Origin of the sequence: Pseudoblastomonas aquimaris (assembly GCF_035481675.1) — a bacterium.
GTDB lineage: Bacteria > Pseudomonadota > Alphaproteobacteria > Sphingomonadales > Sphingomonadaceae > Alteriqipengyuania_B.
Genome location: NZ_JAYJJW010000002.1, coordinates 72,737 through 95,683 on the forward strand (window position 1 = coordinate 72,737; position 22,947 = coordinate 95,683).

Here is a 22,947-nt window from a genome sequence, read left to right on the forward strand (position 1 = left end):
GCGTCAGGCCCCGCAACCCGCGCCCGCACCTTCGCAGTCAGTATCGCGGATGCCCTTGAACTCGTCGCCTTCGACCCAGTTCGGCCAGTCCTCGCTCATCGCCAGCATCCGGCCGATGCGATAGAACAGCTGCAGGTCGGCCATCACGCCCGACCAGTCCCAGTTCTCGTCGAATTCGTCCTTCGGCCCGTGATAGCGGTTGTCGGTGTAATCCTTGGCGACCTTGGCCCCGGCAGCGTTGCCGCCGTCCTTCAGGTCCTCGCCCCCGTCGACATACAGCATCGGCACGCCGCGCTTGGCGAAGGCGAAGTGGTCGCTGCGGTAGTAGTATCCCTTTTCGGGCGTCGGTTCGGGGGTGGCGACGCGGTTCTCGTCGCCCAGCGCCTTGTCGAGGAAGCGGTCGAGCTCGCTCTTCCCGCTGCCGACCACGGTTACGTCGTTGGCCGGGCCTGCCATCAGGAAGGCGTCCATGTTGATGCCGCCCACGGTCTGCGCCAGCGGGAAGACGGGATTGGCGGCGTAATAATCCGCGCCCAGCAGCCCCGATTCCTCCGCCGTCACGGCCAAGAACACCAGCGTCCGGTCGGCAGCGCCCGCCTTCGCATGGGCGGCGCCCAGCGCGACCAGCGCGGCGGTGCCCGTGGCATTGTCGACCGCGCCGTTGCAGATGTCGTCGCCCGTCTCGTCGGGCTTGCAGCGGCCGAGGTGGTCCCAGTGCGCGGTGTGGAGCACATATTCCTCCGGCCGCGTCTTGCCCGGCAGCATGCCGATCACGTTCTGCGAGGAGAAGCTGCGGATGTCGTTGCGGAAGCTGGTGGATGCGGTGAGGCCCAGCGGCACGGCAGTGAAACCGTCCTTCTTCGCGGCCATGCCCAGCTTGCCGAGGTCCTGCCCCGCCGCCTTCATGATGCGTTCGGCCACGCCTTTCTGCACCCAGCCGTTCATGGTGGTGGTCGCAGGCGCATCCTCGCCGCGCTGGGCGTAGGCCTGCGGGCCGGACCAGCTCGATTCGACCACGCCCCAGCCATAGGCCGCGGGCGCTTCGTCGTGCACGATGATCGCGCCGGCCGCGCCCTGCCGCGCGGCTTCCTCGTATTTATAGGTCCAGCGGCCGTAATAGGTCATGGCCCGCCCGCCGAAGGGGCCGTCCAGTTCCTCGGTGCCGAAGTCGGGATCGTTCACCAGGATCACGGCGGTCTTGCCCGCCATGTCGATCCCTTCGTAGTCGTTCCAGCCCTTTTCCGGCGCGTTGATGCCGTAACCGACGAACACCAGTTCGCTGTCTTCCAGCTTGGTGTCGACCTCTTCCTTGTAGGTCACGCCGACCCAGTCGCTGCCGTACTGAAATTCCATCGGCTCGCCATCTTCGCCCGCAACGGCCAGCGGCGTGAAATTCTTGCCGGTGATTTCCACCAGCGGCACGTCCTGCGTCCAGGAACCGTTGTTGCCCGGCTGGAGGCCAGCCGCTTCGAACTGTTCGATCAGATAGGCGATGGTCTTGCGCCCGCCCTCGGTGCCCGGGGCGCGGCCTTCGAAATCGTCGCCGCTGAGCGTGCGGGTGACCTCGACCATCGTTTCCTGCGAGATGTCGCCCGGTTCGACCGAGGGGATTTCGCTGCCGCTATCATCGATCGCGGCCATGTCGCAGCCGCTAAGCGCAAGCGCGGCGGTAATGGCAAGGAATGTGCGTTTCATGTCGGTCTGGTCCCCGTCCGGTCGGTCGTATTGCTGCGCGCCTGTCTGGCAGAGGGTACGGCGGGCGGCAAGCGGGCTTGCGTGTCAGGCTTGCGTGTGGGGCCGGGCGCAGGCAGGCGTGGCACATGAGAGCCGATTGGCAGGAAGCGATCACGCGGGCGCGGGCGCATTCGCCCTTCCTCGCGCGCGCGCTGGACGACATGCCGGGCTTGCGGGACCTGCTGCTCGCGGGCGAGGGGGACGCGGCGCTGGCAGCGGCGAAGGGCGCGGGCGAAGGCATCGAGGACGTCGGCGTCGCGCTTCGGCGGGAAAAGCGCGCGCTGGCGCTGGCGCTGGCCATCGGTGACCTGGCCGGGGCCTTCACACTGGAGCGCGTGACCGCGACCCTGTCCGAATTCGCCGACCGGGCGCTCGACGCAGCGATTGCCGAAGCGATCCGCCACCGCACGCCCGATGCCCGGCCGCAGGGCTTTGCCGCCATCGCGCTGGGCAAGCACGGCTCTCGCGAGCTCAATTACAGTTCCGACATCGACCCGATCCTGATCTATGATCCCGAGGCCCTGCCGCGGCGCGAGCGGGACGAGCCTGCCGAAGCGGCGCAGCGCATCGCCCGGCGCGTGGTCGAGACTCTCGGCCGCGTGACGGCGGACGGCTACGTCTTCCGGGTCGACCTGCGGCTGCGCCCCGCTGCCGAGGTCACGCCGCCGGCGCTGCCCATCGACGGGGCGATCTCGCATTACGAAAGCTCCGCCCTCACGTGGGAGCGCGCGGCCTTCATGCGGGCGCGGGCGGCGGCAGGGGATACCGGGCTCGGCGCGCGCTTCCTAGATGCGATCAGGCCGTTCATCTGGCGCAGCAGCCTCGATTTCGGGGCGATCGACGAGATCCGCCGCCTGACCGCCCGCATCCGCGCCGACCAGGGCGGTCCGGCGCAGCCCGGACCCGGTTACAACGTCAAGCGCGGCCTGGGCGGCATCCGCGAGATCGAGTTCTTCGTCCAGACGCACCAGCTGATCCACGCCGGGCGAGATGCGTCGCTGCGCGATCCGCGCATCCTCTCCGCGCTGGAGGCGCTTGCCGTGGCGGGTCATATCGACGGGCACAGCGCGCGGATCATGGGCGAGGCTTATGTCGCGCTGCGCACGGCGGAGCACCGGCTGCAAATGGTGCAGGACCGCCAGACGCATACGCTCCCGAGCGGGGCGGAAGAGCTTGCCAATGTCGCCCGGCTGGCAGGATTCGCGGGCGCGCAGGAATGGTGCGCACACCTCCACGAGCACACCGAGCGGGTGGCGCGCATCTACGGCGAGCTGATCGATGGCGAGGACGATGCCGCGCCCTCGCTGGGCGAGGCGTTGGCGGCATCAGGACTGGCGGACACCGGAGCGCTGAGCGCGCGCATCGAGAAGTGGCAGGACGGGCGCTACCAGGCGCTGCGCTCCACTGCGGCGCAGACCGCCTTTCGCGCGGTGTTGCCGGGCTTGCTGGAAGCCCTGGGGCAGGCACCCGATCCGCAAACCGCGCTCGCCCGGTTCGAGACCCTGCTGCAGCGCTTGCCCAGCGCCATCAACCTGTTCCGCCTCCTGGAGGCGCGCCCGGCGCTGGCCGACCAGCTGATGCGCATCCTCACTCTCGCCCCGCCGCTGGCCGATGAACTTTCGCGCCGGCCCGAATTGCTCGACGCGCTGATCGACAAGGGCGCTTTCGCCCTGCCGGGTTCGGTCGGGCAACTGGCGCAGCGGATGCGCAGCGCGCCCGATGCCGATTACGAAGCCCGGCTGGAACGCCTGCGCCGCACGGTGGGCGAACAACGCTTCATGCTGGGCGTGCAGCTGATCGAGGCGGCGCAGGACCCGCTCGATGTCGCTGCCGGGCTGGGCCGGGTGGCGGAGGCCGCGCTTGTCGTGGCGACCGAGGCGGCGGAGGCGGAATATGCCACGCGGCACGGCCGCTTCGCCGAGCGCGAGCTGCTGGTGCTGGGCCTGGGGCGGCTGGGCGGCGGGTCGCTCACCTACGCCAGTGACCTCGACATCGTGTATCTCTTCACCGGATCGCTCGACGGGGAATCGGACGGTGCGAAGCCGCTCGGCCCGACGCTTTATTTCAATCGCCTCGCCCAGCGTGCCGGTGCGGCGCTGAGCGTCCCGACCGCGCAAGGCGCCTTATACGAGGTCGACACGCGGCTGCGGCCGCAGGGCAAGCAGGGACCGCTCGCCGCCAGCCTCGAAAGCTTTGCCCGCTACCAGCGAGATGACGCGTGGACATGGGAGCATATGGCCCTGTGCCGCGCGCGGCCGGTCTACGGCTCCGACCCGCGGCGGGCCGAACTGGCCGGCCTTGTCCGGGAAGTCCTGTGCCGACCGCGCGATGCGGACGGCTTGCGCAAGGATGTGCTGGCAATGCGGGCCGAGATGGCGGAGCACAAGCCGCCGCGCGGCCCGCTCGACGTCAAGCTGTTGCGCGGCGGGCTGGTCGACTGCGAATTCCTCGTCCACTTCCTGCAATTGCGTGACGCCGCCGCATTCAAACCCGCGCTGCATGACGCCATTGCGGAACTGGAGGCGGCCGGCACGGTGACGTCGTCGCTTTCCCGCGCGCACGATTTCCTCACCCGCGTTCTCGTCTGCGGGCGGCTGCTCGCGCCCGATGGCGTCGCTGCGCACCCCGCCGCCATGCTCGCCCTCGCGCGCGCATGCGGGGTGGGGGATGGCGATGCATTGCTCGATCGGATAGCGGGGGCGCGCCGCGACATCGCGCGCGAGTGGCATGACATTTTCGGGCAAACACTGGAGCTGACACCATGACCGACAGACCCGGCGAAGGCGATGCCTTCCCTGCCTTCACCCTTGAAACGCCCGAGGGCGGCAGCATCGACACCGGCAGCCTCGGCAAGGCCGTCGTCTTTTTCTACCCGAAGGACGACACGCCCGGCTGCACGACCGAAAACAAGGATTTCTCCGCGCTCAAGGGCGAATTCGATGCCGCCGGCGTGACCTTGCTCGGCATCAGCAAGGACCCGCCGAAGAAACACGGCAAGTTCATCGCCAAGCACGATCTCGCCGCCCCTCTGGCCAGCGACCCGGAGACCGATGGTCTTGCGGACGCGCTCGGCATCTGGGCGGAAAAGCAGATGTACGGCCGCACCTACATGGGCATGGAGCGCACGACGTACCTCCTCGCAGCGGATGGGACGATCGCGCGCGTCTGGCGCAAGGTAAAGGTGAAGGGCCACGCGGACGAGGTGCTCGCCGCCGCGAAGGCACTTTGACGTCACACGCTACCGTCTCCGCCGCGATCCGCGCGGTGCTGCTGACGCCCGATCCCCGTGACAAGGCGATGGCGACGCGCGCGCTGGTGCGGGACTGGCGCCACGGCGCTTTGGCCTTCGCCTTCGAAACCGCGATGCCGGACAGGCCCGCCCGGCCGGACCGGCCCGAGCTGCTCGCCCCGCGCGACATGCCGCGGCGGGGCAAGGGCGGGTCGGAGCGGGGCCGGATCGCGCTGTGGCACAGCCTCGCCCATATCGAATTCGTCGCCATTGACCTAGCGCTCGACATGGCGGGGCGGTTCGGGGCGGACATGGATCGGGAGTTCGTGGACGATTTCCTCGATGTCGCGGCGGACGAGGCGATGCATTTCGGCCTGCTGGCGCGCAAGCTGCGCAACCACGGCAGCCATTACGGCGCGCTGCCGGCCCATGCGGGGCTGTGGCAGGCGGCAGAAGAGACGCGTCATGACGTCGCGGCGCGGCTCGCCATCGTGCCGATGGTGCTGGAGGCGCGCGGCCTCGACATCACGCCGGCAACCCGCGACCGCGTAGCGGCACAGGGCGATTCGGCCGGCGCACGGATCCTGCAGCGAATCCTTGACGACGAGATTCGCCATGTCGGCTACGGCACGAAGCACTTTCTGCGCGTGGCGTCACGACGCGGGCAGAACCCCCCGAATCTTTGGAATTTGTTAGTAAACCGGCATTTTCGCGGCGCGCTGAAACCGCCGTTCAACGACTCAGCGCGTCAGGCAGCCGGTTTGTCGCGGGAATTCTACGCGGCGGTTGCACGGTAAGAAGTTCCGGTTACCCATCACAACAGGACGGGAGGGGATTTGTTCCTTCCCAGGGAAAAATTTGTGAAGCGCAGCAGGAAAGATGCTGCGCAGGGACGCAACAGACGTGCTGGATCGCACGTCGGGAAGGACACTCGCCCGGATGCTCAAGTCGCTACGCACCGCCGCAACCCTCGCCGCCGCAGCCGTCACGTGCGCATTCGCCGCACCGGCCGCAGCACAGGGCAACGACATGCTGATCGTCGACAACACCCAGTCGGCGCTGGGCGAATCGGACGGTGAATTCCGCGAACTGTTCGCCGACTGGCAGAGCGAAGACGAGCCCGAAATGGCGGCAAGCTATTCGGCCGCCCCGTCGGCCATGGTGCCGTCGGGCATGCCGGTGGTCGATACCCGCCTGTCGAGCGATTATGGCATGCGCGACCATCCGGTCCTGCGTCGCCGCGCCGCGCACAAGGGCGTGGACCTTGCCTCGCCCACCGGCACGCCGATCTTCGCCACCGCCGACGGCATCGTGTCGCGCGCCGACCGCTTCAGCAGCTACGGCCTCTATGTCTCGATCGAACACGGCGACGACATCCAGACCCGTTTCGCACACATGTCGCGCCTCGCCGTCAGCGAAGGCGAGCGTGTCCGCAAGGGCGACATCATCGGCTACGTCGGCTCGACCGGCCGCTCGACCGGCCCGCACCTGCACTACGAAATCCGCATCGCCGGCGTTGCCGTCGATCCGCGCCCCTACATGATCGAAGACGCACCTTCGACGATCCGCGTGGCTTCGAACGGCGCTGGCGCCATCCGCGGCGCGGAATAAGCTGACCGCAATTGCACCGACAGGGCGGGGCTGCTAACCAGCCTCGCAAGCACTTTGGAGAGGGTGCTTACCTTACAAGGCGACGGCTCACGGGCCGTCGCCTTTTTCTTTGCGCGGGCACCGGGGGCAATCTTCGCCCCTTGCGCATTTTAATCGATCGCTTAAACTCGGCCCATGACGCGCCATGAAGAGCGCGCATGAGAGGCTGATACCATGCACCCCATTCTTCATGCGCAGGCGCGCCCCGACCATCCTGCCATCGTCATGGCCGGCAGCGGCGAGACGGTCACTTATGGCGAGCTCGATCGCCAGGCCAACCGCATCGCGCAGCTGCTCCGCGCCCGCGGTCTGAAGCGCGACGATGCCTTTGCGGTGCTGATGGAAAACCATCCGCGGAGCCTTGAGCTCGTCTGGGGATCGCAGCGCGCGGGCACGATGATGGTACCGGTCGCCACCCGCCTCACCGCGCCGGAGATCGCCTATATCCTAGAAGACAGCGACAGCCGCCTGCTCGTGACGTCGGCCGCCTACGCCGGCGTCGTGGCGGAAGTCCGCAAGCTGCTGCCCGACTTGCCGGTGCTGGTCATGGGCGGCGGCGATGGCGAGGATCTCGACGCCGCCATCGCCGCGCAGCCGGACGAGCCGATCGAAGACCAGGCGCCCGGCCTCACCATGCTCTATTCCTCCGGGACGACCGGCCGGCCCAAGGGCATCCGCCCGGCCGCGCCCCCGACAAACGACGTCACGGCGCCGGTCGCGCTGATGGGCCTCGCCACGATGGGTGCGGGCATGCCCGCCGACGGCAGCATGGTCTATCTATCGCCCGCCCCGCTCTATCACGCCGCGCCGCTCGGCTGGTGCAGTACGGTGCACCGCCTCGGCGGTACGGTCGTCGTGATGGAGAAGTTCGATCCCGAAGCCGCGCTGGCGGCGATCGAGCAATTCAAGGTCACCGACAGCCAGTGGGTGCCGACGCATTTCGTCCGGATGCTGAAGCTGGACCAGGCGGTGCGCAGCAAATACGACCTATCCAGCCACCGGCGCGCACTCCACGCCGCCGCGCCGTGCCCGGTGCCGGTAAAGCGCGAAATGATCGAATGGTGGGGCCCGATCATCAACGAATATTACGCCGGGTCCGAAGGGATCGGCATGACGCTGATCAAGGCGGAAGACTGGCTCGCCCATCCCGGCTCTGTGGGCAAGGCGATCTATGGCAAGCTGCACATCTGCGGCGCTGACGGGGAAGAGGTGCCTGCCGGGACCGACGGCCTCGTCTATTTCGAGAACGAGATCCTGCCGCAGTACCACAAGGATCCGGGCAAGACGGCGGAGGCCATGCACCGCGATGGCTGGATGACCATCGGCGACATCGGCCATGTCGATGCAGACGGCTATCTCTACCTCACCGACCGGGCCAGCCACATGATCATTTCGGGCGGGGTGAACATCTACCCGCAGGAGATCGAGAACCTGCTCGTCACCCACGACAAGGTGATGGACGCCGCCGTCATCGGCGCGCCCGATGCCGACCTCGGCGAACGCGTGGTCGCGGTGGTGCAGCCGGTCGATATGGGCGATGCGGGCGATGCGCTGGAGGCGGAACTGCGCGACTTCCTCGGCCGCGAGCTCAGCCGCATCAAGATGCCCAAGCAGTTCGACTTCCGCCCGGAACTGCCGCGCGAGGCGAACGGCAAGCTCTACAAGCGCGAACTGCGCGAGGAATTCGCGGCGAAGGCGGCCGGCACCGACTGACCGGCCGGGCCCTCGGCGTCAGTCGCCCAGGATGCGATGCGCCATTTCGCGCACGTCGCCGCCCATGTCCTCGCGCTCCAGCGCGATGGCGAGCGTCGCTTCCACGAAGCCGAGCTTGCTGCCGCAGTCGAACCGGCGGCCTTCGAAGGTGACGGCGTGGAAGGGCTGCTGCCCGATCATCTTGGCCATCGCGTCGGTCAGCTGGATTTCGCCGCCCGCGCCCTTTTCCTGGTCTTCGAGGATGCGCATGACTTCGGGCTGCAGGATGTAGCGGCCGGAGACGATCTTGTTCGACGGTGCCTCGTCCACCGGGGGCTTCTCGACCAGGCCCTTCACCTCGGTCAGTGCGCCGTTTTCCGCGCCCGGATCGATCACGCCGTAGCTCGACACGTCTTCGTGCGGCACTTCCAGCACGCTCACGAGATTGCCGCCAGTTTCCTCGTAGGCATCGACCATCTGCTTCATGCACCCCGGCTCGCCCCACATCATCTCGTCGGGCAGGAGGATGGCGAACGGCTCGTCGCCCACGATCGCCCTTGCGCACCAGATCGCATGGCCCAGGCCCATGGGCACCTGCTGGCGCACGGTGATGATATCGCCCGGCGTGAAGCGGCTGGAATCGAGCACCGACATGTCCTTGCCGCGCTCTTCCATCGTGCTTTCGAGTTCGTAGGCGACATCGAAATGTTCGACGATGGCGGTCTTGCCGCGCCCGGTGACGAAGATCATCTGCTCGATCCCCGCTTCGCGCGCCTCGTCCACCGCATACTGGATCAGCGGCTTGTCGACGATGGGGAGCAATTCCTTCGGGATCGCCTTGGTCGCGGGAAGGAAGCGGGTGCCGAGCCCGGCGACGGGGAACACGGCTTTGCGGATCGGTTTGCGATTGCTCATGGGGCCTTGCGATAGGTCGCCGCCGCGCCCGCCGCAACCGCCGACCTTGCGGCACACGCGATTCGCGCTAAACGCTTCGCCATGGACAAACTGGTCATCAAGGGCGGCAACCGCCTGTCGGGCGCGCTGCCGATTTCGGGCGCGAAGAACGCCGCACTCACCCTCATCCCCTGCGCGCTGCTCACCGAAGAGCCGCTGACGCTGCGCAACCTTCCGCGGCTCGCGGATATCGACGGCTTCCAGCACTTGATGGGGCAGTTCGGCGTAACCGTGAGCATTCAGGGCAACCGGCCGGAGGATTTCGGCCGCGTGGTCACCTACGAGGCGACGCGCGTCACCAACACGGTCGCGCCTTACGATCTCGTGCGCAAGATGCGCGCCTCCATCCTCGTGCTCGGTCCGATGCTGGCGCGCATGGGCGAGGCGACCGTCTCGCTTCCCGGCGGCTGCGCGATCGGCAACCGGCCCATCGACCTGCACCTGGAAGCGCTGAAGGCGTTCGGGGCGGAGATCGAGCTCGCCGAAGGCTACGTCCGCGCGCATGCGCCCGACGGCGGCCTGCCCGGCGGCAATTTCGATTTCCCCGTGGTCTCGGTCGGCGCAACAGAGAATGCGCTGATGGCCGCGGCGCTGGCGAACGGCACCAGCCGGCTGGGCAACGCCGCGCGCGAGCCGGAGATCGTCGACCTGTGCAATCTCCTCGTCGCGATGGGCGCGGAGATCGAGGGCATCGGGTCCTCCGACCTCACGATCCACGGGGTCAAGCGACTGCACGGCGCGACCTACCGCGTCATGCCCGACCGGATCGAGGCGGGCTCCTATGCCTGCGCCGCCGCCATCACCGGCGGCGAAGTCACGCTGGACGGGGCCAAGGCGGGCGACATGGCCGCCACGCTCCATGCCCTGCGCAATATCGGTGTGGAGTGCGAAGAGGTGAAGAACGGCGTCCACATTGCCGCGAACGGCAAGCTGCTGGCCACCAACCTTAACACCGCGCCCTATCCCGGCCTTGCGACCGACATGCAGGCGCAGCTGATGGCGCTGCTGTGCCGCGCGGAAGGCACCAGCGTGCTGACCGAGACCATTTTCGAGAACCGTTACATGCACGTGCCGGAACTTACCCGCATGGGCGCGCGGATAGAGACGTCGGGCCGCACGGCGATCGTACACGGGGTGGCCAGCATGACCGGTGCCGAGGTGATGGCGACGGACCTGCGCGCCTCGATGAGCCTGGTGATCGCCGGTCTCGCGGCTGGGGGCACGACCAACGTCAACCGCCTCTACCACCTCGACCGCGGCTACGAGCGGCTGGAAGAGAAGCTGCAGCTGGTCGGCGCCGATATCGAGCGGGTCGGCGCGGAGTAATCGGATGCGGGCGATCGTAGCAGTCGCCGCGCTCGCGCTTGCCGGATGCGTTTCCGCACCGGACCGACCGGCGGTCGAATTGATGGTCGCCGGCCCACCCGTCGCCGCTGCCGACACCGCGACGCCGATGATCTACGAGGTCCCCGCCCTTACCGAAGGCGAGGTATCCGGCGGCATGATCGAACAAGGCTGGTCGTTGCTCGGGCGTGAAGATCGTGCGGCCAGCGTCTCCGGCGGAAACGAGTACAATCCCGCCGCCTGCGCCGCGAAAGGCGAAACGGTATCCGGGACCGACGCGATTCTCGATGCCCTGGTGTCGGAGGCGGCAGGCGCGCGGGTCGTCATCATCAACGAGAGCCACCACGTGACCCGGCACCGCGACTTCTCGCGCCGCCTGGTCGAGCGGCTTCGCCCGCTGGGATACACGGTTTTCGCGGCGGAGACTTTCGCGAACCGCGACGATGGCCCCGATCCGGTCGATGACCATGCCATGCTCACCTATCCGCACATGAGAGACGGCTGGTATAGCGGGGAACCCGTATTCGGGCGCCTGGTGAGGACGGCCCGGCAGTCCGGTTACCGGCTGGCCGCCTACGAACAGGTCCACGATCCGGATGCTCCCCGGGACGAGGACTGGCGGGTCCGTGTCGCCGCGCGGGAGCAGGCACAGGCGGACAATCTTGGCGCGATCCTGTCGGCGATGGGGCCGGATGAAAAGCTGGTCGTGCATGTCGGATATTCGCACGCCGACGAGCGCGAGATCGAGGACGAGCATAGCGCGATCTGGATGGCGGCACGCTTGCGGCGGCTGACCGGTATCGATCCGCTGACCATCGGTCAGACCATCTGCCGGGGCGGCAGCGAGGAAGTTCGCCTGCTGCCCATGCCGGACGACGGGTCAGCGCCTTTCGACTTCGCCATCGATCATCCCCTCGACGGCTTCCGATACGGCCGCGCTGCATGGCGTTTCGACGGGAAGCAGGCCGTCGGCATTCCGCAGCCGTTTGCCGGCTCGGCCGCGCCGCTTGTCGTCGAGGCATTTCGCGAAGGGGAGCCTTTCGACGCGGTGCCTGAAGACCGCGTCTATTTCGAGCCGGGGGAAGACGTGCGACTGGCGCTGCCGCCCGGGCGCTATGTCGTGCGGGCCGTGCGATTACCGGAGTGACTTTCCGGACCCGTATTTCCTTTCGCGCGTTGGTGGGGAAAGGAGATTACATATGGCAATTCTGAAACTCGCAACGCTCGGCGCCCTCGGTTACCTCGGTTACAAGGCTTACGAGCAGCACAAGACGGACCAGAACGGCGTAGCATTCGCCGATGGCGAGCCGGAAGGCACCTTCCGCAATGCCGGCGCCGATTCGACCGCAAGCCACGAGCCGATGAGCGCAACCGACGAGGCGCTGGATGAAACCTATCCGGCCAGCGACGCGACGGCGAAGTACTGACGCTTCGCGAAACGATGTGGAAAGGGCGGCTATTGTGCCGCCCTTTTCGTGTCAGTCGCCGAGCCAGGCTTCCCACAGCCTCCCGGCGATCTTGGCGAGGTCGACCTGGTGTCCGGCGCCGGTCAGGCGGACCAGCGTGACGGGACCGGTAGCGGCGGCCTCCAGCTCTATAGCTGCTGCGGGATCCACCACCGCGTCTTCCGTGCCGTGAAGCAGCAGCACCGGTTCGCTGACGCGGGCGATCGCGGCGACATTGTCGAACCGGTCGGGCACGAGCCCGCGCGCCAGGGCAGGGGCCTGGTCGGCCAAGCGGGCGAAGGTGCCCAGCGTGGCGACAGCCTCGACATCCTGCCGTGCGGCCATTTCCAGCGCCACCGCACCGCCCAGCGAATGGCCGAACAGGAATATGCGCGCATCGGGCGCCAGCCTGCGCGCCTCCGCCAGCCACGCCTCGCCGTCGGCGAACAGGCCGGCCTCGCTCGGCGAACCGGGGTTGCCGCCATAGCCGCGATAGGACGCGACCAGCACGCCGTGACCGCCTGCACGCAGCGGCTCGGCCCGCTGCGCGCCGACCAGCTGGTTGAAACTGTTGCCGTGGAAATAGACGACCAGCGTGTCGTCGCCCTCTTCGGCCGGCCAGTAATATCCTTGCAGGACCAGGCCGTCGGCAGTGGTTGTCGAGACCGACCGCGGCGCTTCGCCTGCAAATTCGACCGGCGTCTCGGCAAGCGGGATCGGCTGGTAGATCCGGTCGCGGATCGTGCCTGCGCAACCGCCCAGGGCCATTGCCGCCAGCAGCAGAACCATAATTGCTCGCATGAAAAGGCTCCCCTCCGTTTCCGGCGGAGAATTGCGACCGCACCCGTGAATCGCGCCTTAATCGCTCCGCGTCATGCGCGCGACGAGCCACAGCCGCACCGCACCCGCCAGCCCGGGCGGCACGTCGGCCACGATGCGTTCCGCATCGATGCGCGCGACCAGCGCGTTGACCGGAACGCCCTCGGCCTCCGCCGCCTTTCGCAGCAGGTCCCAGAACACGGGTTCGAGGCTGATCGAGGTCTTGTGCCCGGCAATCTCGACCGAGCGCTTGACCGGTGGGTGGTAGTCGGTGGCCATCGGTCGCCAGCCTAGCCGCTGCCTGCCCGCCGGACCTACGAATTTTTTGGGGTGGCCGGAAAACCGCTGCGGCCATAGTCCGGTGCCATGGCAAGCGACGCGCCGCAGCTGACCGAGAAGGAAAAGGAGCCGCTGCGGCTGCTGCTGCTCGGCCACGATGCGAAGTCGATGGCGCTCGCGCTCGACCTGTCGGTCCACACGGTCAACGAACGCCTGCGCAATGCGCGGCGCAAGCTTGGCGTGACCAGCAGCAAGGAAGCCGCCCGCCTGCTGCGGGAAGAGGAGGGAGCGCACCCCGATTCGCTCGTACCCAAGGAATTGGGGGATGCGGGTGCGCGATCGGCTGCGGCAGACGGTGCTGAGGCCAGACAAGGCCCGGCACACGGCCGGCGCCGGCTTTTCATTCTTGCAGGAGTAACGCTCATGACCCTTCTACTCGCCGCCCTCGCCATGGGCGTCATCCCTTCCCCTCTGGGCCACGCGCCGGCGTCCGAAGAAGTGCGGCAGGAAGAAATGCAGGCGGCTGCGCGCAGCTGGCTGGAACTGGTCGATGCCGGCAATGCGGACGCAAGCTATGCCCTGACGAGCGAGGCGTTCCGCGAACTCAACACGCTGGAAACGTGGACCCGTGTGTCCGCGTCCGTCCGCACGCCGCTGGGTGCGACCGTTTCGCGGCAGCTCGTGTCGGTCGAGACGCCGCCCACGCCGCAGGGCTACACGATCGTGAAATTCGCCACCCGGTTCGAAAACCGCGAGGCGGCGATGACCGAGACCGTATCGCTCGTCAGCGAAGGCGGCACATGGCGGGTTGCCGGCGTCTTCGTCGAGTGACGCCGCGCCGGCAGCGCCGGTTCAATACATGTGCTGGCCGCCGTTGATGCTCATGGTGGAGCCGGTGACGAAGCCGGCTTCGTCGCTCACCAGGAAGCGCACGCCGCGGGCGATTTCCTCCGCCTGGCCGAGCCGGCCGACAGGGATCTTGGCGACGATCTTCTCCAGCACCTGCGGCGGGACGGCGGCGACCATGTCGGTGTCGATATAGCCCGGGGCGATGGCGTTGACCGTCACGCCGGACCGCGCGCCTTCCTGCGCCAGCGCCTTGGTGAAGCCGTGGATGCCGGACTTGGCGGCGGCGTAATTGACCTGGCCGTATTGCCCGGCCTGGCCGTTGATGCTGCCGATATTGACGATCCGGCCCCAGCCGCGCTCCCGCATGCCTGGGAAGCACGCCTTGGCCATGTTGAAGCACCCGCCGAGGTTGATGCGCATGACCTCGTTCCAGTCGTCCCAGCTCATCTTGTGGAGCGTGCCGTCGCGCGTGATGCCGGCGTTGTTGACGACGATGTCGACATAGCCGTGCTCGCTCGCGACCTGCTTGCATCCGTCCAGCACCGACTGGTGGTCGCCGACATCGAACTTGACCGCCGGGATGCCGGTATCGTCGGAAAACCGCTTCGCCGCATCGTCGTTGCCGCCGTAATTGGCGACGACCGTGTGGCCATCCTCTTTCAGCGCAAGGCAGATGGCCTTGCCGATGCCGCGGGTGCCGCCGGTGACGATTGCGATACGTGCCATGGGTGTCCTCTCAGATGCCGCGCCGCTTTGCGGTCGCTTGGGTCAGGTGACGTTACGGCATGGGGAGGCTTCGCGGCAAGCGCGCGGATGAGAGCGCAGGCGCGCTCATACGAATTCAGCGATGTAGCGGAAACGGTTTAGAAGCGCAGCTTGGTGCCGACATAGACGGCGCCGGCATCCTTGCTGTCTTCGAGCGGGGCCAGCCGTTCGCGATCCTGCGACACGCGGACACCGGCGGTCACGTCGAGATTGCGGGTCACGCTGTAGCGGCCTTCGATATCGACGCTCTGGTCGCCGAGGCCGGACATGGAGCGCGGCGCGCGGCCGGCGGGCGTTTCGCTGGCGAGCGAGATATCCGCGCCGAAGCGGCTCGGCTTACCCTCTTCGCCGCGGGCCGGGCGGAATTTGGACAGGTCGGGCATCTGCACCTTGGCCACGCTGTCGGGCAGGGTAACCTGCGTCGGCGCGAAGCTCTGGTAATCCTTCGCGATGCCGAGGCTGTAGCTGGTCGGCGCAACGGCAAGCGTCGCGGCGGTCGGGGGCCGTTCGGCGACCTGCCGGATCGCGCTGCGGACCGAGATGGCGCGGGCCGTTTCCTCGTCCACGCGGACGGCCACGGTGACGGAGCGATCGGGACGGCTGGCGGACCCTGCGGGCGTAAAGCGCATCATCCGGCCCTTGCCGGTGCTGCGCTCGGCAAGATAGGCGGCCAGGCGATCGTCGACCGATGCGGGCGTGAAAGAGGCGAAACTGCCGCGTGCGGCAAGGTCGACCACGTCGCTCGCCACGCTGCGAACCTGCGCGGAGGCGGGCAGGACGAGGCCGAACGCGGCGACGGCGCACAGCAAGCCGGCGGCGAAACCGCCTGCCCTTGCCGATGTTCCAAGCCGTGCCATCGTTGCTCTCTCGTCCCCTGTCCGGGCTATTGCCCGCCAATTGTTCAGGGCCAATGCCCACCGAATGTCGAGCAACCATTCAATACCCGAAGTGATGAACGGTTCCTGATTTCGGCTTGCCGCTATCGGCAGGCGCCCCTTCGAGTCGATAGCGTTACGCCCGTGCCGGGCAACTGGCGAGTCCTTATCGAAAAATTGCGCCAATCGGGGCCCGGAGTGTTGCCCTTTGTCAACATTGGCGCCCGTCCTGTGGCGGCGCTTCAGCAGGCGTTCACGCCCTGGCGGCTTTGCCTCGACCCGACCCCGGTCCGCCGACCGTTCCCGCATGCGGCCCATCGGGCTTGTGGCGCGGGCACGGGGTGGGTAGAGACGCTGGCGACCTGCAATTCGGACGGGCTGCCCGGCGGCCCCCGCGTATAAAGAGAGTTTGCCTGCGATGACCGCCATCACCACCCCTTCGTTCACCCGGACCCTGCTGCGCGGCGCGATCGGCGCTGCGGCGCTTGCCGGACTTGCCGCCTGCGGCGGCGGCGACCGTCCGGCTGCCACCTTGGCGGCAGCACAGGTGAATACGATCGGGGTCAATTCCTACCTCTGGCGCGCCAGCCTCGACACGCTGTCCTTCGCCCCGCTGCTGCAGGCCGATGCGGCCGGCGGCATCGTGATCACCGACTGGTATTCGCCGCCGAGCAATCCGAACGAGCGGGTGAAGCTGTCGGTCGCGATCCTCGACACGGACCTGCGCGCCGATGCGCTGCGGGTCGGCGCCACGCGGCAGGTGAACCAGGGCGGCACATGGGTCGCCGCACCGGTCCAGGCCGCCACCGTGCAGAAGCTGGAAGACATCATCCTGACCCGCGCCCGCGAATTGCGCCGCAACGCGGTCGGCTGATCGCCGCCGCACAATTTCCGCGCGCGATCCGGACCTGACGGGGGCTAACCGAATGACCGAGCAATTCGATCCGTCGCAGGCCGACGGCAAGTGGCAGCGTGCCTGGGAAGAGGGTGCGTGTTTCGTCGCGCCCGAAGACCCCGCCGCCGATCCGCGGCCCAAGAGCTATATCCTCGAGATGTTCCCCTATCCCAGCGGGCGCATCCATATCGGCCACGTGCGCAATTACACGATGGGCGACGTGCTGGCGCGCTACAAGAAGGCGACGGGGCACGCGGTGCTCCACCCGATGGGCTGGGACGCTTTCGGCATGCCGGCGGAAAACGCGGCGATGGAAAAGGGCGTGCACCCGGGCGGCTGGACGCGCGACAATATCGCCAACATGAAGGCGCAGCTGAAGCGCCTCGGCTTCGCGCTCGACTGGACGCGCGAGTTTGCCACCTGCGATCCGGAATATTACGGCCACGAACAGGCGCTGTTCCTCGACCTGTACGAAGCGGGCCTCGTCTATCGCAAGGAAAGCGAGGTCAACTGGGACCCCGTCGACCAGACCGTGCTCGCCAACGAGCAGGTCATCGACGGGCGCGGCTGGCGCAGCGGTGCCGAGGTCGAGAAGCGCAAGCTGTCGCAGTGGTTCCTGAAGATCACCCAGTTCGCACCGGGCCTGCTGGACGGGCTGGGCGAACTCGACGGCTGGCCCGACAAGGTGCGGCTGATGCAGGAAAACTGGATCGGCAAGTCGCGCGGGATGGAGCTGTCCTTCGACTTGTCGAACGGCGGGACGGTCGCGGTCTATTCGACCCGGCCCGACACGATTTTCGGCGCCAGCTTCCTCGCGGTTGCGCCCGACCACCCGTTGGCGCAGGCGGCGGCGGAAAAGGACGCCGCGGCGGCCGACTTCATCGCCGAATGCAAGCGCGGCGGCACGACCGCGGCGGAAGTCGAATCGGCCGAGAAGAAAGGTTTCCGGACCACGATTACCGCGCGCCATCCCTGTGAAAGCTGGCGCACGCTGCCCGTCTACATCGCCAATTTCGTGCTGATGGATTACGGCACCGGCGCGGTGATGGGCGTGCCCGGCCACGACCAGCGCGATTTCGAATTTGCGATGAAATACAACCTGCCGATCCTGCGCGTGGTCGCCAGCGACCCGTCGAAGGCGGACGAGAAGTTCGGCACCGAGGCGGAGTCTGGCGACGGCGTGCTGGTCAATTCCGGCGCGCTCGACGGGATGGGCGTGGACGAGGCCAAGGCCGCGGTGATCGCCAAGGCTGAGGCCGAAGGCTGGGGCGAAGGCAAGACCGTGTGGCGCCTGCGCGACTGGGGCGTGTCGCGCCAGCGGTACTGGGGGACGCCGATCCCCTTCATCCATTGCGATGCCTGCGGAATCGTGCCCGTGCCCAAGGACCAGTTGCCCGTCACCCTGCCCGAAGACGTCGATTTCAAGGAGCCCGGCAACCCGCTGGCGCGCCACGATAGCTGGAAGAACGTGACCTGCCCCGGCTGCGGCGGCGACGCGTTACGCGAAACCGATACGCTCGACACCTTCGTCGACAGCTCGTGGTATTTCCTGCGCTTCGCCAGCCAGCCGGCGGACAGGCCTTTCGACCGGGACGAGGTGGCTCAGTGGCTGCCGGTGGAGCAATATATCGGCGGGATCGAACATGCGATCCTGCACCTGCTCTACGCCCGCTTCTGGACCCGCGCGCTCGCCCACATCGGCAAGCTCGATTTCGCCGAGCCTTTCGCCAGTCTGTTTACGCAAGGCATGGTGACACACGAGACCTATTACCGGCGCAATCCCGACGGCGGCCAGCAGACCTTTTTCCTGCCCGAGGAAGTTGAGCGAAAGGGCGAAGCCGTCGTGCTGAAGGCAGACGGGTACCCGGTCACCACCGGGCGCGTCGTCAAGATGTCGAAGTCGAAGAAGAACGTCGTCGACCCCGACACGATCATCGCCCGCTATGGTGCGGACGCGGTGCGCTGGTTCATGCTGTCCGACAGCCCGCCGGAACGCGACCTGCCATGGTCCGAAAGCGGGATCGAAGGCTGCTGGCGCTTCGTCCAGCGGTTGTGGCGCATCTTCGGGCAGTACGATGCGGCTGCCGCGGGCGAGGACAAGCCTCTGGCCCGCAAGACCCACCAGGCGATCGCCGCGGTCGCCTCGGACATCGAGGCGCTGGGCTTCAACAAGGCGGTGGCGCGGATTTACGAACTGACCGGTGCGGTGGAGAAAGCCGCGCCGTCCGCGTCGCGCAGCGAGGCGATCCTGGCGCTGCTCAAGATGGTCGCGCCGATGATGCCGCATGTCGCCGAGGAAGGCTGGGCCGCGATGAGCCAGGCCGGTCTCGTTGCAGATGCCCCGTGGCCTCAGGTGGATGAGGCGCTGCTGGTCGAGGACGAAGTGATCATCGCCGTCCAGCACAAGGGCAAGCTGCGCGACACGCTCACCGTGCCCAAGGGTCTCGCAAAAGAGGAACTGGAAGCGCGCGCTCTGGCGTGCGACAAGGTCCGGCGTTCGATCGACGGGGCAGAGGTGCGCAAGGTCATTGTCGTGCCCGACAGATTGGTGAATATCGTCACCTGATGCGAATTGCTGCCGCCCCGTTTGCTGCCCCCATCGCTGCCCTGGCCATGGCCCTAGCGCTGCCCGCATGCGGATTGCAGCCGCTCTATGCCGGCGGCGGGGACGGGGCGGTCGCGCGCGGGCTGGCGGATATCGAGGTCCCGGCCATCGAAGGGCGGGCGGGCTGGCTGGTCCGCAACGCCCTGATCGACCGGCTGGGAACATCCGGGCAGGGTTCGGCCCGCTACCGGCTCGACATCGTGCTGGACGACCAGCTCGAAGGGCTGGGCCTGCTGACCGACGAGACCATCGGCCGCGAACGGCGCACCTTGCGCGCGCGCTACCAGCTGGTCGACGTCGCCAGCGACACCGTGCTGCTCGACGCGACTGCCGGGTCCGACGCGGGGATCGACGTCGTCTCCTCCGAGTATGCGACGGTCGCGGCGGAGGAGCGGGCGCTCGAAAACCTCGCGCTCGAAGTGGCCGACCGGATCGTCACCCGCCTCAGCCTCGAACTTCGCGAGCCGTGAAGGCGACTCAGCGCGATTTCGCCCGCACCGCGAAGGGGGCCGCGGCGCAGTGCCGCTATTTCTTCTTCTGCGGGCCAGACGAAGCGGGAGCCGCGGCGGCGGCCGACACGCTCGCCGGAATGCTCGACGATCCGGGCGAGAAGGTCGAATTGTCCGGCGGCGACCTCAAGCGCGACCCCGCGCTGCTGGGCGACGAGGCACGGTCTTCATCGCTGTTCGGCGAGACCCGCCACATCCGCGTGCGCGCCAGCGGCGATGAAATGGCGGAGCCGCTGCGCACGCTGATCGAGCAGGTCGAGGCCGACGGGGTGGAGCCCTGCCCCGTGCTGGTCGTGGCGACCTCCGCCACCGACAAGTCGCGCACGGCCAAGCTGCTGGAAAAGCGCAAGGATGCGCTGGTGGCGATGTTCTACCAGCCGACGCTGCACGATTTCACGCCCGTGGTGCGGCAGATGGCGGACAAGGCGGGCCTGCGGCTCGACGGCGACATTGCGGAACGGATCGCGCGCGGCACGGGCCTCGATTCGCGGCTGGCGCAAAGCGAGATCGACAAGCTGGCGCTATATCTCGACGCGTCGATCCAGTCGCCCAAGGTGGTCGATGCGGAAGTCTTGGGCGCCATCGGCGCGACGACCGAGGAAGACGGCTTCATGCCGCTGGTCAACGCGGTCCTGTCGGGCGAGGCGCACAAGCTGCCGGCGGAAATGCGGCGGATGCGCGAGGTCGGGCTGAATTCCGTCGGGCTGGTGCTGGCGATGGAGCGACGCGCGGCGCAGCTGGCCGGCCTTGCCGCCCGGATGGGGCCGCGCGGCGATATCCAGTCCTTCATCGAAGGCGAAAAGCGCGCGCGGCGCATCTTCTTCAAGGACGAACGGGATCTCGCCGTCCAGCTGAGGGCATGGCGCGGGCCGAAACTGGCGCGGCTGACGCAGCGGCTGGTGGACCTCCATCGCCGGATGCTGGGCGACAGCCGCAGCGCCGACGTGCTGCTGGTGCAGGAACTGACCGCGATCGCCCGGCAGGCAGCACCCCGCCGATAATCGCGCGCCACTGACGCCGAATTAGTCGCCCAGCCAGGCGTGGAGCGCGGTCATCTGCGCCGCCCTCCGCCGTGCGCCGGGATCCATGACCGCGTTCGCCAGCCGTCCCGCCCGGTTCGCCAGCCAGCGCGGATCGCGCCAAGGCCGCGGGGCAGTGGCACGGGTCTGCGGCAGCTCGCTCTTGCCAAGCCCGGCCAGCATGATGGCCCGATGCCGTTCCGCAAGGGGCTGGAGGAGCAGGTCCGGCGCCGCCGCGACTACGCTGTCGGGCACAAGCAGCGGGCATCGACTCCGGGCGAGCAGTCCCGGCGCCACCCATCTCTCGGCGAGCGTCACGATCAGGGCAGCCGCGCGGGCCCAGCCGGCCCTGTCGGCCTCGGCCCAGATCGCGTCCCAGTCGAGCGGATGTGCCTCCGCAAGCCGCGCGATATCGACCAGCACCAGCGGCCCGGCATCGAGCGAATGGACATGGACCGCATGGACCACGAGATGCGCGAACTGGTGTTCGGGTGACGGGAAGGCCAAGCCATCGACCCCGACCATCTTGCCGAAGACATCCTCCGGCTCGCGCGGCATCAGCGGGTCGTCCGCCCGGCTCCACAGCCGCATGTGCAGCTCCACCTCCACGCCGTCAGGTCCGACCAGCAGCGGCAAATGGTGATGCGCCGCGGCGAGCGTTGCGAAATCGTGCCGGACCGGCTCGGCGGGTTCGTATCCCGCGGCAAGCAGGGCGTACCACGCGGCCTGTGCCTTGTCCGGCGGGACGAGCACGTCGAGATCGCGCATCGGCCGCAGCGCAGGCTCCGCGTATGCATGGAGCGCCAGCGCGCTTCCTTTCAGGAATAACGGCTCGATGCCCCGCTCGCCCAGCACGTCGCGCAGAGCCAGTCGCGCGCGCTGGAGCGCCATGGCCGACAGCGCCGCACGGCGATGGGCGGCGGCGCATTCCGCCGCAAGGGAGGCAGGCAAGCTTCCGGAGTGGAGGCGATGGAGCAGGGGGCCGAGCCGGTGGTCCGCAGCCATCGCCGCGAGCGCGCTCCATTCGCGCTCGTCCAGCGCGCCCGCCGGTCCCGCATCGTCGCCGAGGAGGGCGAGCAGGGCGGTCCGCGCGGCCTCGCTCATTGCATCAGTCGGGGACGGAGAAGCGCCCGGTCACGCGGCCCGACGGCTCGCCATTGGCGGCCGGTGCGCCGCTGCCTTCGATGGCGGAACGCCCGCTGCGCAAGTCGATGACGAGGTTACCGCCGCGCAGCCGGTCGGATCCGCGATCGATCCCGACCGCGCCTGACACGGTGATGATGCGGCGATTGAAATCGTAGACCGCGACATTGCCCCGCACCGCCTCGTTCCCGCGAGTGACGTTCACGCCGCCGGTCGCGGTGATGCGCTGGATCTGCAGCGTTCCGGCGTCGGTGTAGTTGATGATCGTGTTCGCCGCCGTGAGCGTCAGGCCTGCCTGCCGGATCACGACATCGCCCGACAGCACGACGCGGTTCTGCCGGTCCTGCAGCTCGATCCGGTCGGCGGCGAAATCCACCGGCGCGTTGGAGTTGTGGTCGGCGATCGCCTGCGCCGCGACCTGCTGCAGGCCCAGCAGCGCGGCGGTGGCGGCAAGGAAACCGAAAACGAAGCGGCGGAGGTAGGCGGTCATCACGGCATCCTCAATTTGCCCGGCACCATGCGCAGCCGCGCATTGCCGGACAGGGTGATCTCGCGCGCGTCCAGATCGGCGCGAATGGCGTTGGCGCTGAAGCTGCCGGCGGGAATGGCGCCTTCGATGCCGCCAGACCCGGTGACGGTATGTTCGGCAATGTCGACGGTCACGTTGCGCGCGGTCATCCGGTAGCCGTCGGCCGCTTCGAATTCGACCGTGTCGCCCACCGAAATGAGTTCCTTGGCGAAGTCGTAGACCGCGCCGGTCGCCTGCAGGATGGCGGGCCCGGCATCGAGCAGGATGCGCGCTTCCAGCCGGCCCATCTCGACCGTGGTGTCGGTGCTGGTTTCCTGTACCGCGCTGGCTGCCATGACCGAGAACGGCCGGCCGTTGTCGTCCTGCCCGCGGTACATTGCCTGGCGCACTGCCAGCCGGTCGGGCGCGATGGCGACCTTGTTGCGATCGAGCAGGAAGCTGATCTCTCCGCGCGGTGCCAGCGGGGTGACCACCATCAGCGCGGCGACCACGCCGACCGCCGCGGGCAGTGCCACGGCAAGGATGCGCACCAGCCGGTCGTGCGCGCCGCCCGGCGCGGCGAGGCGCTGGCGGCGGTTGCGCATCTGGTCGGCGGCTGCGGTCATCTGCTGC

General features: G+C 68.0%; 22 protein-coding genes. 13 read left to right on the forward strand and 9 right to left on the reverse strand.

The window, feature by feature from the left end; translation table 11 throughout:
- Positions 1 to 3: 3 nt before the first annotated feature.
- The gene (locus VCJ71_RS10400) at positions 4 to 1,695 is read right to left on the reverse strand and encodes a M28 family peptidase (RefSeq protein ID WP_324641022.1); all 1,692 of its coding nucleotides are present in this window, start codon (positions 1,693 to 1,695) and stop codon (positions 4 to 6) included.
- A gap of 125 nt (positions 1,696 to 1,820) precedes the next feature.
- Here VCJ71_RS10400 and glnE point away from each other — a divergent pair, with 125 nt between their 5' ends.
- From glnE to VCJ71_RS10425, 5 genes are all read left to right on the forward strand, one after another.
- On the forward strand, positions 1,821 to 4,499 hold the full coding sequence (gene glnE / locus VCJ71_RS10405; protein WP_324641024.1) for a bifunctional [glutamate--ammonia ligase]-adenylyl-L-tyrosine phosphorylase/[glutamate--ammonia-ligase] adenylyltransferase: 2,679 nt from the start codon (positions 1,821 to 1,823) through the stop codon (positions 4,497 to 4,499).
- Positions 4,496 to 4,963, forward strand: a complete 468-nt coding sequence (locus VCJ71_RS10410) for a peroxiredoxin (protein WP_324641026.1) — start codon at positions 4,496 to 4,498, stop codon at positions 4,961 to 4,963. Before glnE ends, VCJ71_RS10410 begins: the two co-directional genes overlap by 4 nt.
- On the forward strand, positions 4,960 to 5,760 hold the full coding sequence (locus VCJ71_RS10415; protein ID WP_324641029.1) for a ferritin-like domain-containing protein: 801 nt from the start codon (positions 4,960 to 4,962) through the stop codon (positions 5,758 to 5,760). The genes VCJ71_RS10410 and VCJ71_RS10415 overlap by 4 nt, the downstream gene beginning before the upstream one ends.
- Positions 5,761 to 5,842: 82 nt before the next feature.
- Positions 5,843 to 6,574 (forward strand): M23 family metallopeptidase, encoded by a 732-nt coding sequence (locus tag VCJ71_RS10420; protein ID WP_324641030.1) that lies wholly within the window; start codon positions 5,843 to 5,845, stop codon positions 6,572 to 6,574.
- 213 nt (positions 6,575 to 6,787) lie between these two features.
- The gene (locus VCJ71_RS10425) at positions 6,788 to 8,326 is read left to right on the forward strand and encodes an acyl-CoA synthetase (RefSeq protein WP_324641032.1); all 1,539 of its coding nucleotides are present in this window, start codon (positions 6,788 to 6,790) and stop codon (positions 8,324 to 8,326) included.
- A gap of 18 nt (positions 8,327 to 8,344) precedes the next feature.
- Here the strand turns inward: VCJ71_RS10425 and galU are convergent, their stop codons facing one another.
- Positions 8,345 to 9,220 carry a UTP--glucose-1-phosphate uridylyltransferase GalU gene (galU, locus tag VCJ71_RS10430; RefSeq protein ID WP_324641034.1) on the reverse strand — a complete coding sequence of 292 codons (876 nt, stop codon included), beginning with the start codon at positions 9,218 to 9,220 and terminating at the stop codon, positions 8,345 to 8,347.
- Between the two features lie 81 nt (positions 9,221 to 9,301).
- Between galU and murA the strand changes: the two genes are divergently transcribed.
- From murA to VCJ71_RS10445, 3 genes are read left to right on the forward strand one after another with little or no spacing between them, the layout of a single operon-like run.
- The gene (gene murA, locus VCJ71_RS10435) at positions 9,302 to 10,585 is read left to right on the forward strand and encodes a UDP-N-acetylglucosamine 1-carboxyvinyltransferase (RefSeq protein ID WP_324641037.1); all 1,284 of its coding nucleotides are present in this window, start codon (positions 9,302 to 9,304) and stop codon (positions 10,583 to 10,585) included.
- 4 nt (positions 10,586 to 10,589) lie between these two features.
- Complete coding sequence (locus VCJ71_RS10440; protein WP_324641040.1) at positions 10,590 to 11,750, forward strand: TraB/GumN family protein; 1,161 nt, start codon at positions 10,590 to 10,592, stop codon at positions 11,748 to 11,750.
- A 52-nt stretch (positions 11,751 to 11,802) separates the two neighbouring features.
- Positions 11,803 to 12,030 (forward strand): hypothetical protein, encoded by a 228-nt coding sequence (locus VCJ71_RS10445; RefSeq protein WP_324641041.1) that lies wholly within the window; start codon positions 11,803 to 11,805, stop codon positions 12,028 to 12,030.
- A gap of 51 nt (positions 12,031 to 12,081) precedes the next feature.
- Here the strand turns inward: VCJ71_RS10445 and VCJ71_RS10450 are convergent, their stop codons facing one another.
- Together VCJ71_RS10450 and VCJ71_RS10455 are read right to left on the reverse strand one after the other, a co-directional pair.
- Positions 12,082 to 12,849 carry an alpha/beta hydrolase gene (locus tag VCJ71_RS10450; RefSeq protein ID WP_324641042.1) on the reverse strand — a complete coding sequence of 256 codons (768 nt, stop codon included), beginning with the start codon at positions 12,847 to 12,849 and terminating at the stop codon, positions 12,082 to 12,084.
- Positions 12,850 to 12,906: 57 nt separating this feature from the next.
- Complete coding sequence (locus tag VCJ71_RS10455) at positions 12,907 to 13,146, reverse strand: ribbon-helix-helix domain-containing protein (protein WP_324641043.1); 240 nt, start codon at positions 13,144 to 13,146, stop codon at positions 12,907 to 12,909.
- Between the two features lie 87 nt (positions 13,147 to 13,233).
- On the opposite strand from VCJ71_RS10455, the gene VCJ71_RS10460 reads away from it, so the two are divergent.
- The gene (locus VCJ71_RS10460; RefSeq protein ID WP_324641044.1) at positions 13,234 to 13,977 is read left to right on the forward strand and encodes a helix-turn-helix domain-containing protein; all 744 of its coding nucleotides are present in this window, start codon (positions 13,234 to 13,236) and stop codon (positions 13,975 to 13,977) included.
- Between the two features lie 21 nt (positions 13,978 to 13,998).
- Here VCJ71_RS10460 and phbB read toward each other — a convergent pair whose 3' ends face one another.
- Together phbB and VCJ71_RS10470 are read right to left on the reverse strand one after the other, a co-directional pair.
- Complete coding sequence (phbB, locus tag VCJ71_RS10465) at positions 13,999 to 14,721, reverse strand: acetoacetyl-CoA reductase (protein ID WP_324641045.1); 723 nt, start codon at positions 14,719 to 14,721, stop codon at positions 13,999 to 14,001.
- Positions 14,722 to 14,858: 137 nt separating this feature from the next.
- Complete coding sequence (locus VCJ71_RS10470) at positions 14,859 to 15,617, reverse strand: hypothetical protein (RefSeq protein WP_324641046.1); 759 nt, start codon at positions 15,615 to 15,617, stop codon at positions 14,859 to 14,861.
- Positions 15,618 to 16,053: 436 nt separating this feature from the next.
- Here VCJ71_RS10470 and VCJ71_RS10475 point away from each other — a divergent pair, with 436 nt between their 5' ends.
- Genes VCJ71_RS10475 through holA form a run of 4 tightly spaced genes read left to right on the forward strand, consistent with a single transcriptional unit; the run spans position 16,054 to position 20,645 of the window.
- Positions 16,054 to 16,509, forward strand: a complete 456-nt coding sequence (locus tag VCJ71_RS10475; RefSeq protein ID WP_324641047.1) for a DUF3576 domain-containing protein — start codon at positions 16,054 to 16,056, stop codon at positions 16,507 to 16,509.
- 52 nt (positions 16,510 to 16,561) lie between these two features.
- Positions 16,562 to 19,096, forward strand: coding sequence for a leucine--tRNA ligase (gene leuS, locus VCJ71_RS10480; protein WP_324641048.1), 2,535 nt, complete (start codon positions 16,562 to 16,564; stop codon positions 19,094 to 19,096).
- 47 nt (positions 19,097 to 19,143) lie between these two features.
- Positions 19,144 to 19,605 carry an LPS assembly lipoprotein LptE gene (gene lptE, locus VCJ71_RS10485; protein WP_324641049.1) on the forward strand — a complete coding sequence of 154 codons (462 nt, stop codon included), beginning with the start codon at positions 19,144 to 19,146 and terminating at the stop codon, positions 19,603 to 19,605.
- The gene (gene holA / locus VCJ71_RS10490; RefSeq protein ID WP_324641050.1) at positions 19,602 to 20,645 is read left to right on the forward strand and encodes a DNA polymerase III subunit delta; all 1,044 of its coding nucleotides are present in this window, start codon (positions 19,602 to 19,604) and stop codon (positions 20,643 to 20,645) included. Before lptE ends, holA begins: the two co-directional genes overlap by 4 nt.
- Before the next feature lie 21 nt (positions 20,646 to 20,666).
- On the opposite strand, the gene VCJ71_RS10495 is transcribed toward holA, so the two are convergent.
- Genes VCJ71_RS10495 through VCJ71_RS10505 form a run of 3 tightly spaced genes read right to left on the reverse strand, consistent with a single transcriptional unit; the run spans position 20,667 to position 22,940 of the window.
- Positions 20,667 to 21,767 carry a nucleotidyltransferase family protein gene (locus tag VCJ71_RS10495; protein ID WP_324641051.1) on the reverse strand — a complete coding sequence of 367 codons (1,101 nt, stop codon included), beginning with the start codon at positions 21,765 to 21,767 and terminating at the stop codon, positions 20,667 to 20,669.
- Between the two features lie 4 nt (positions 21,768 to 21,771).
- Positions 21,772 to 22,296 carry an LptA/OstA family protein gene (locus VCJ71_RS10500; protein WP_324641053.1) on the reverse strand — a complete coding sequence of 175 codons (525 nt, stop codon included), beginning with the start codon at positions 22,294 to 22,296 and terminating at the stop codon, positions 21,772 to 21,774.
- Complete coding sequence (locus tag VCJ71_RS10505) at positions 22,296 to 22,940, reverse strand: LPS export ABC transporter periplasmic protein LptC (RefSeq protein WP_324641054.1); 645 nt, start codon at positions 22,938 to 22,940, stop codon at positions 22,296 to 22,298. Before VCJ71_RS10505 ends, VCJ71_RS10500 begins: the two co-directional genes overlap by 1 nt.
- Between the last annotated feature and the right edge of the window lie 7 nt (positions 22,941 to 22,947).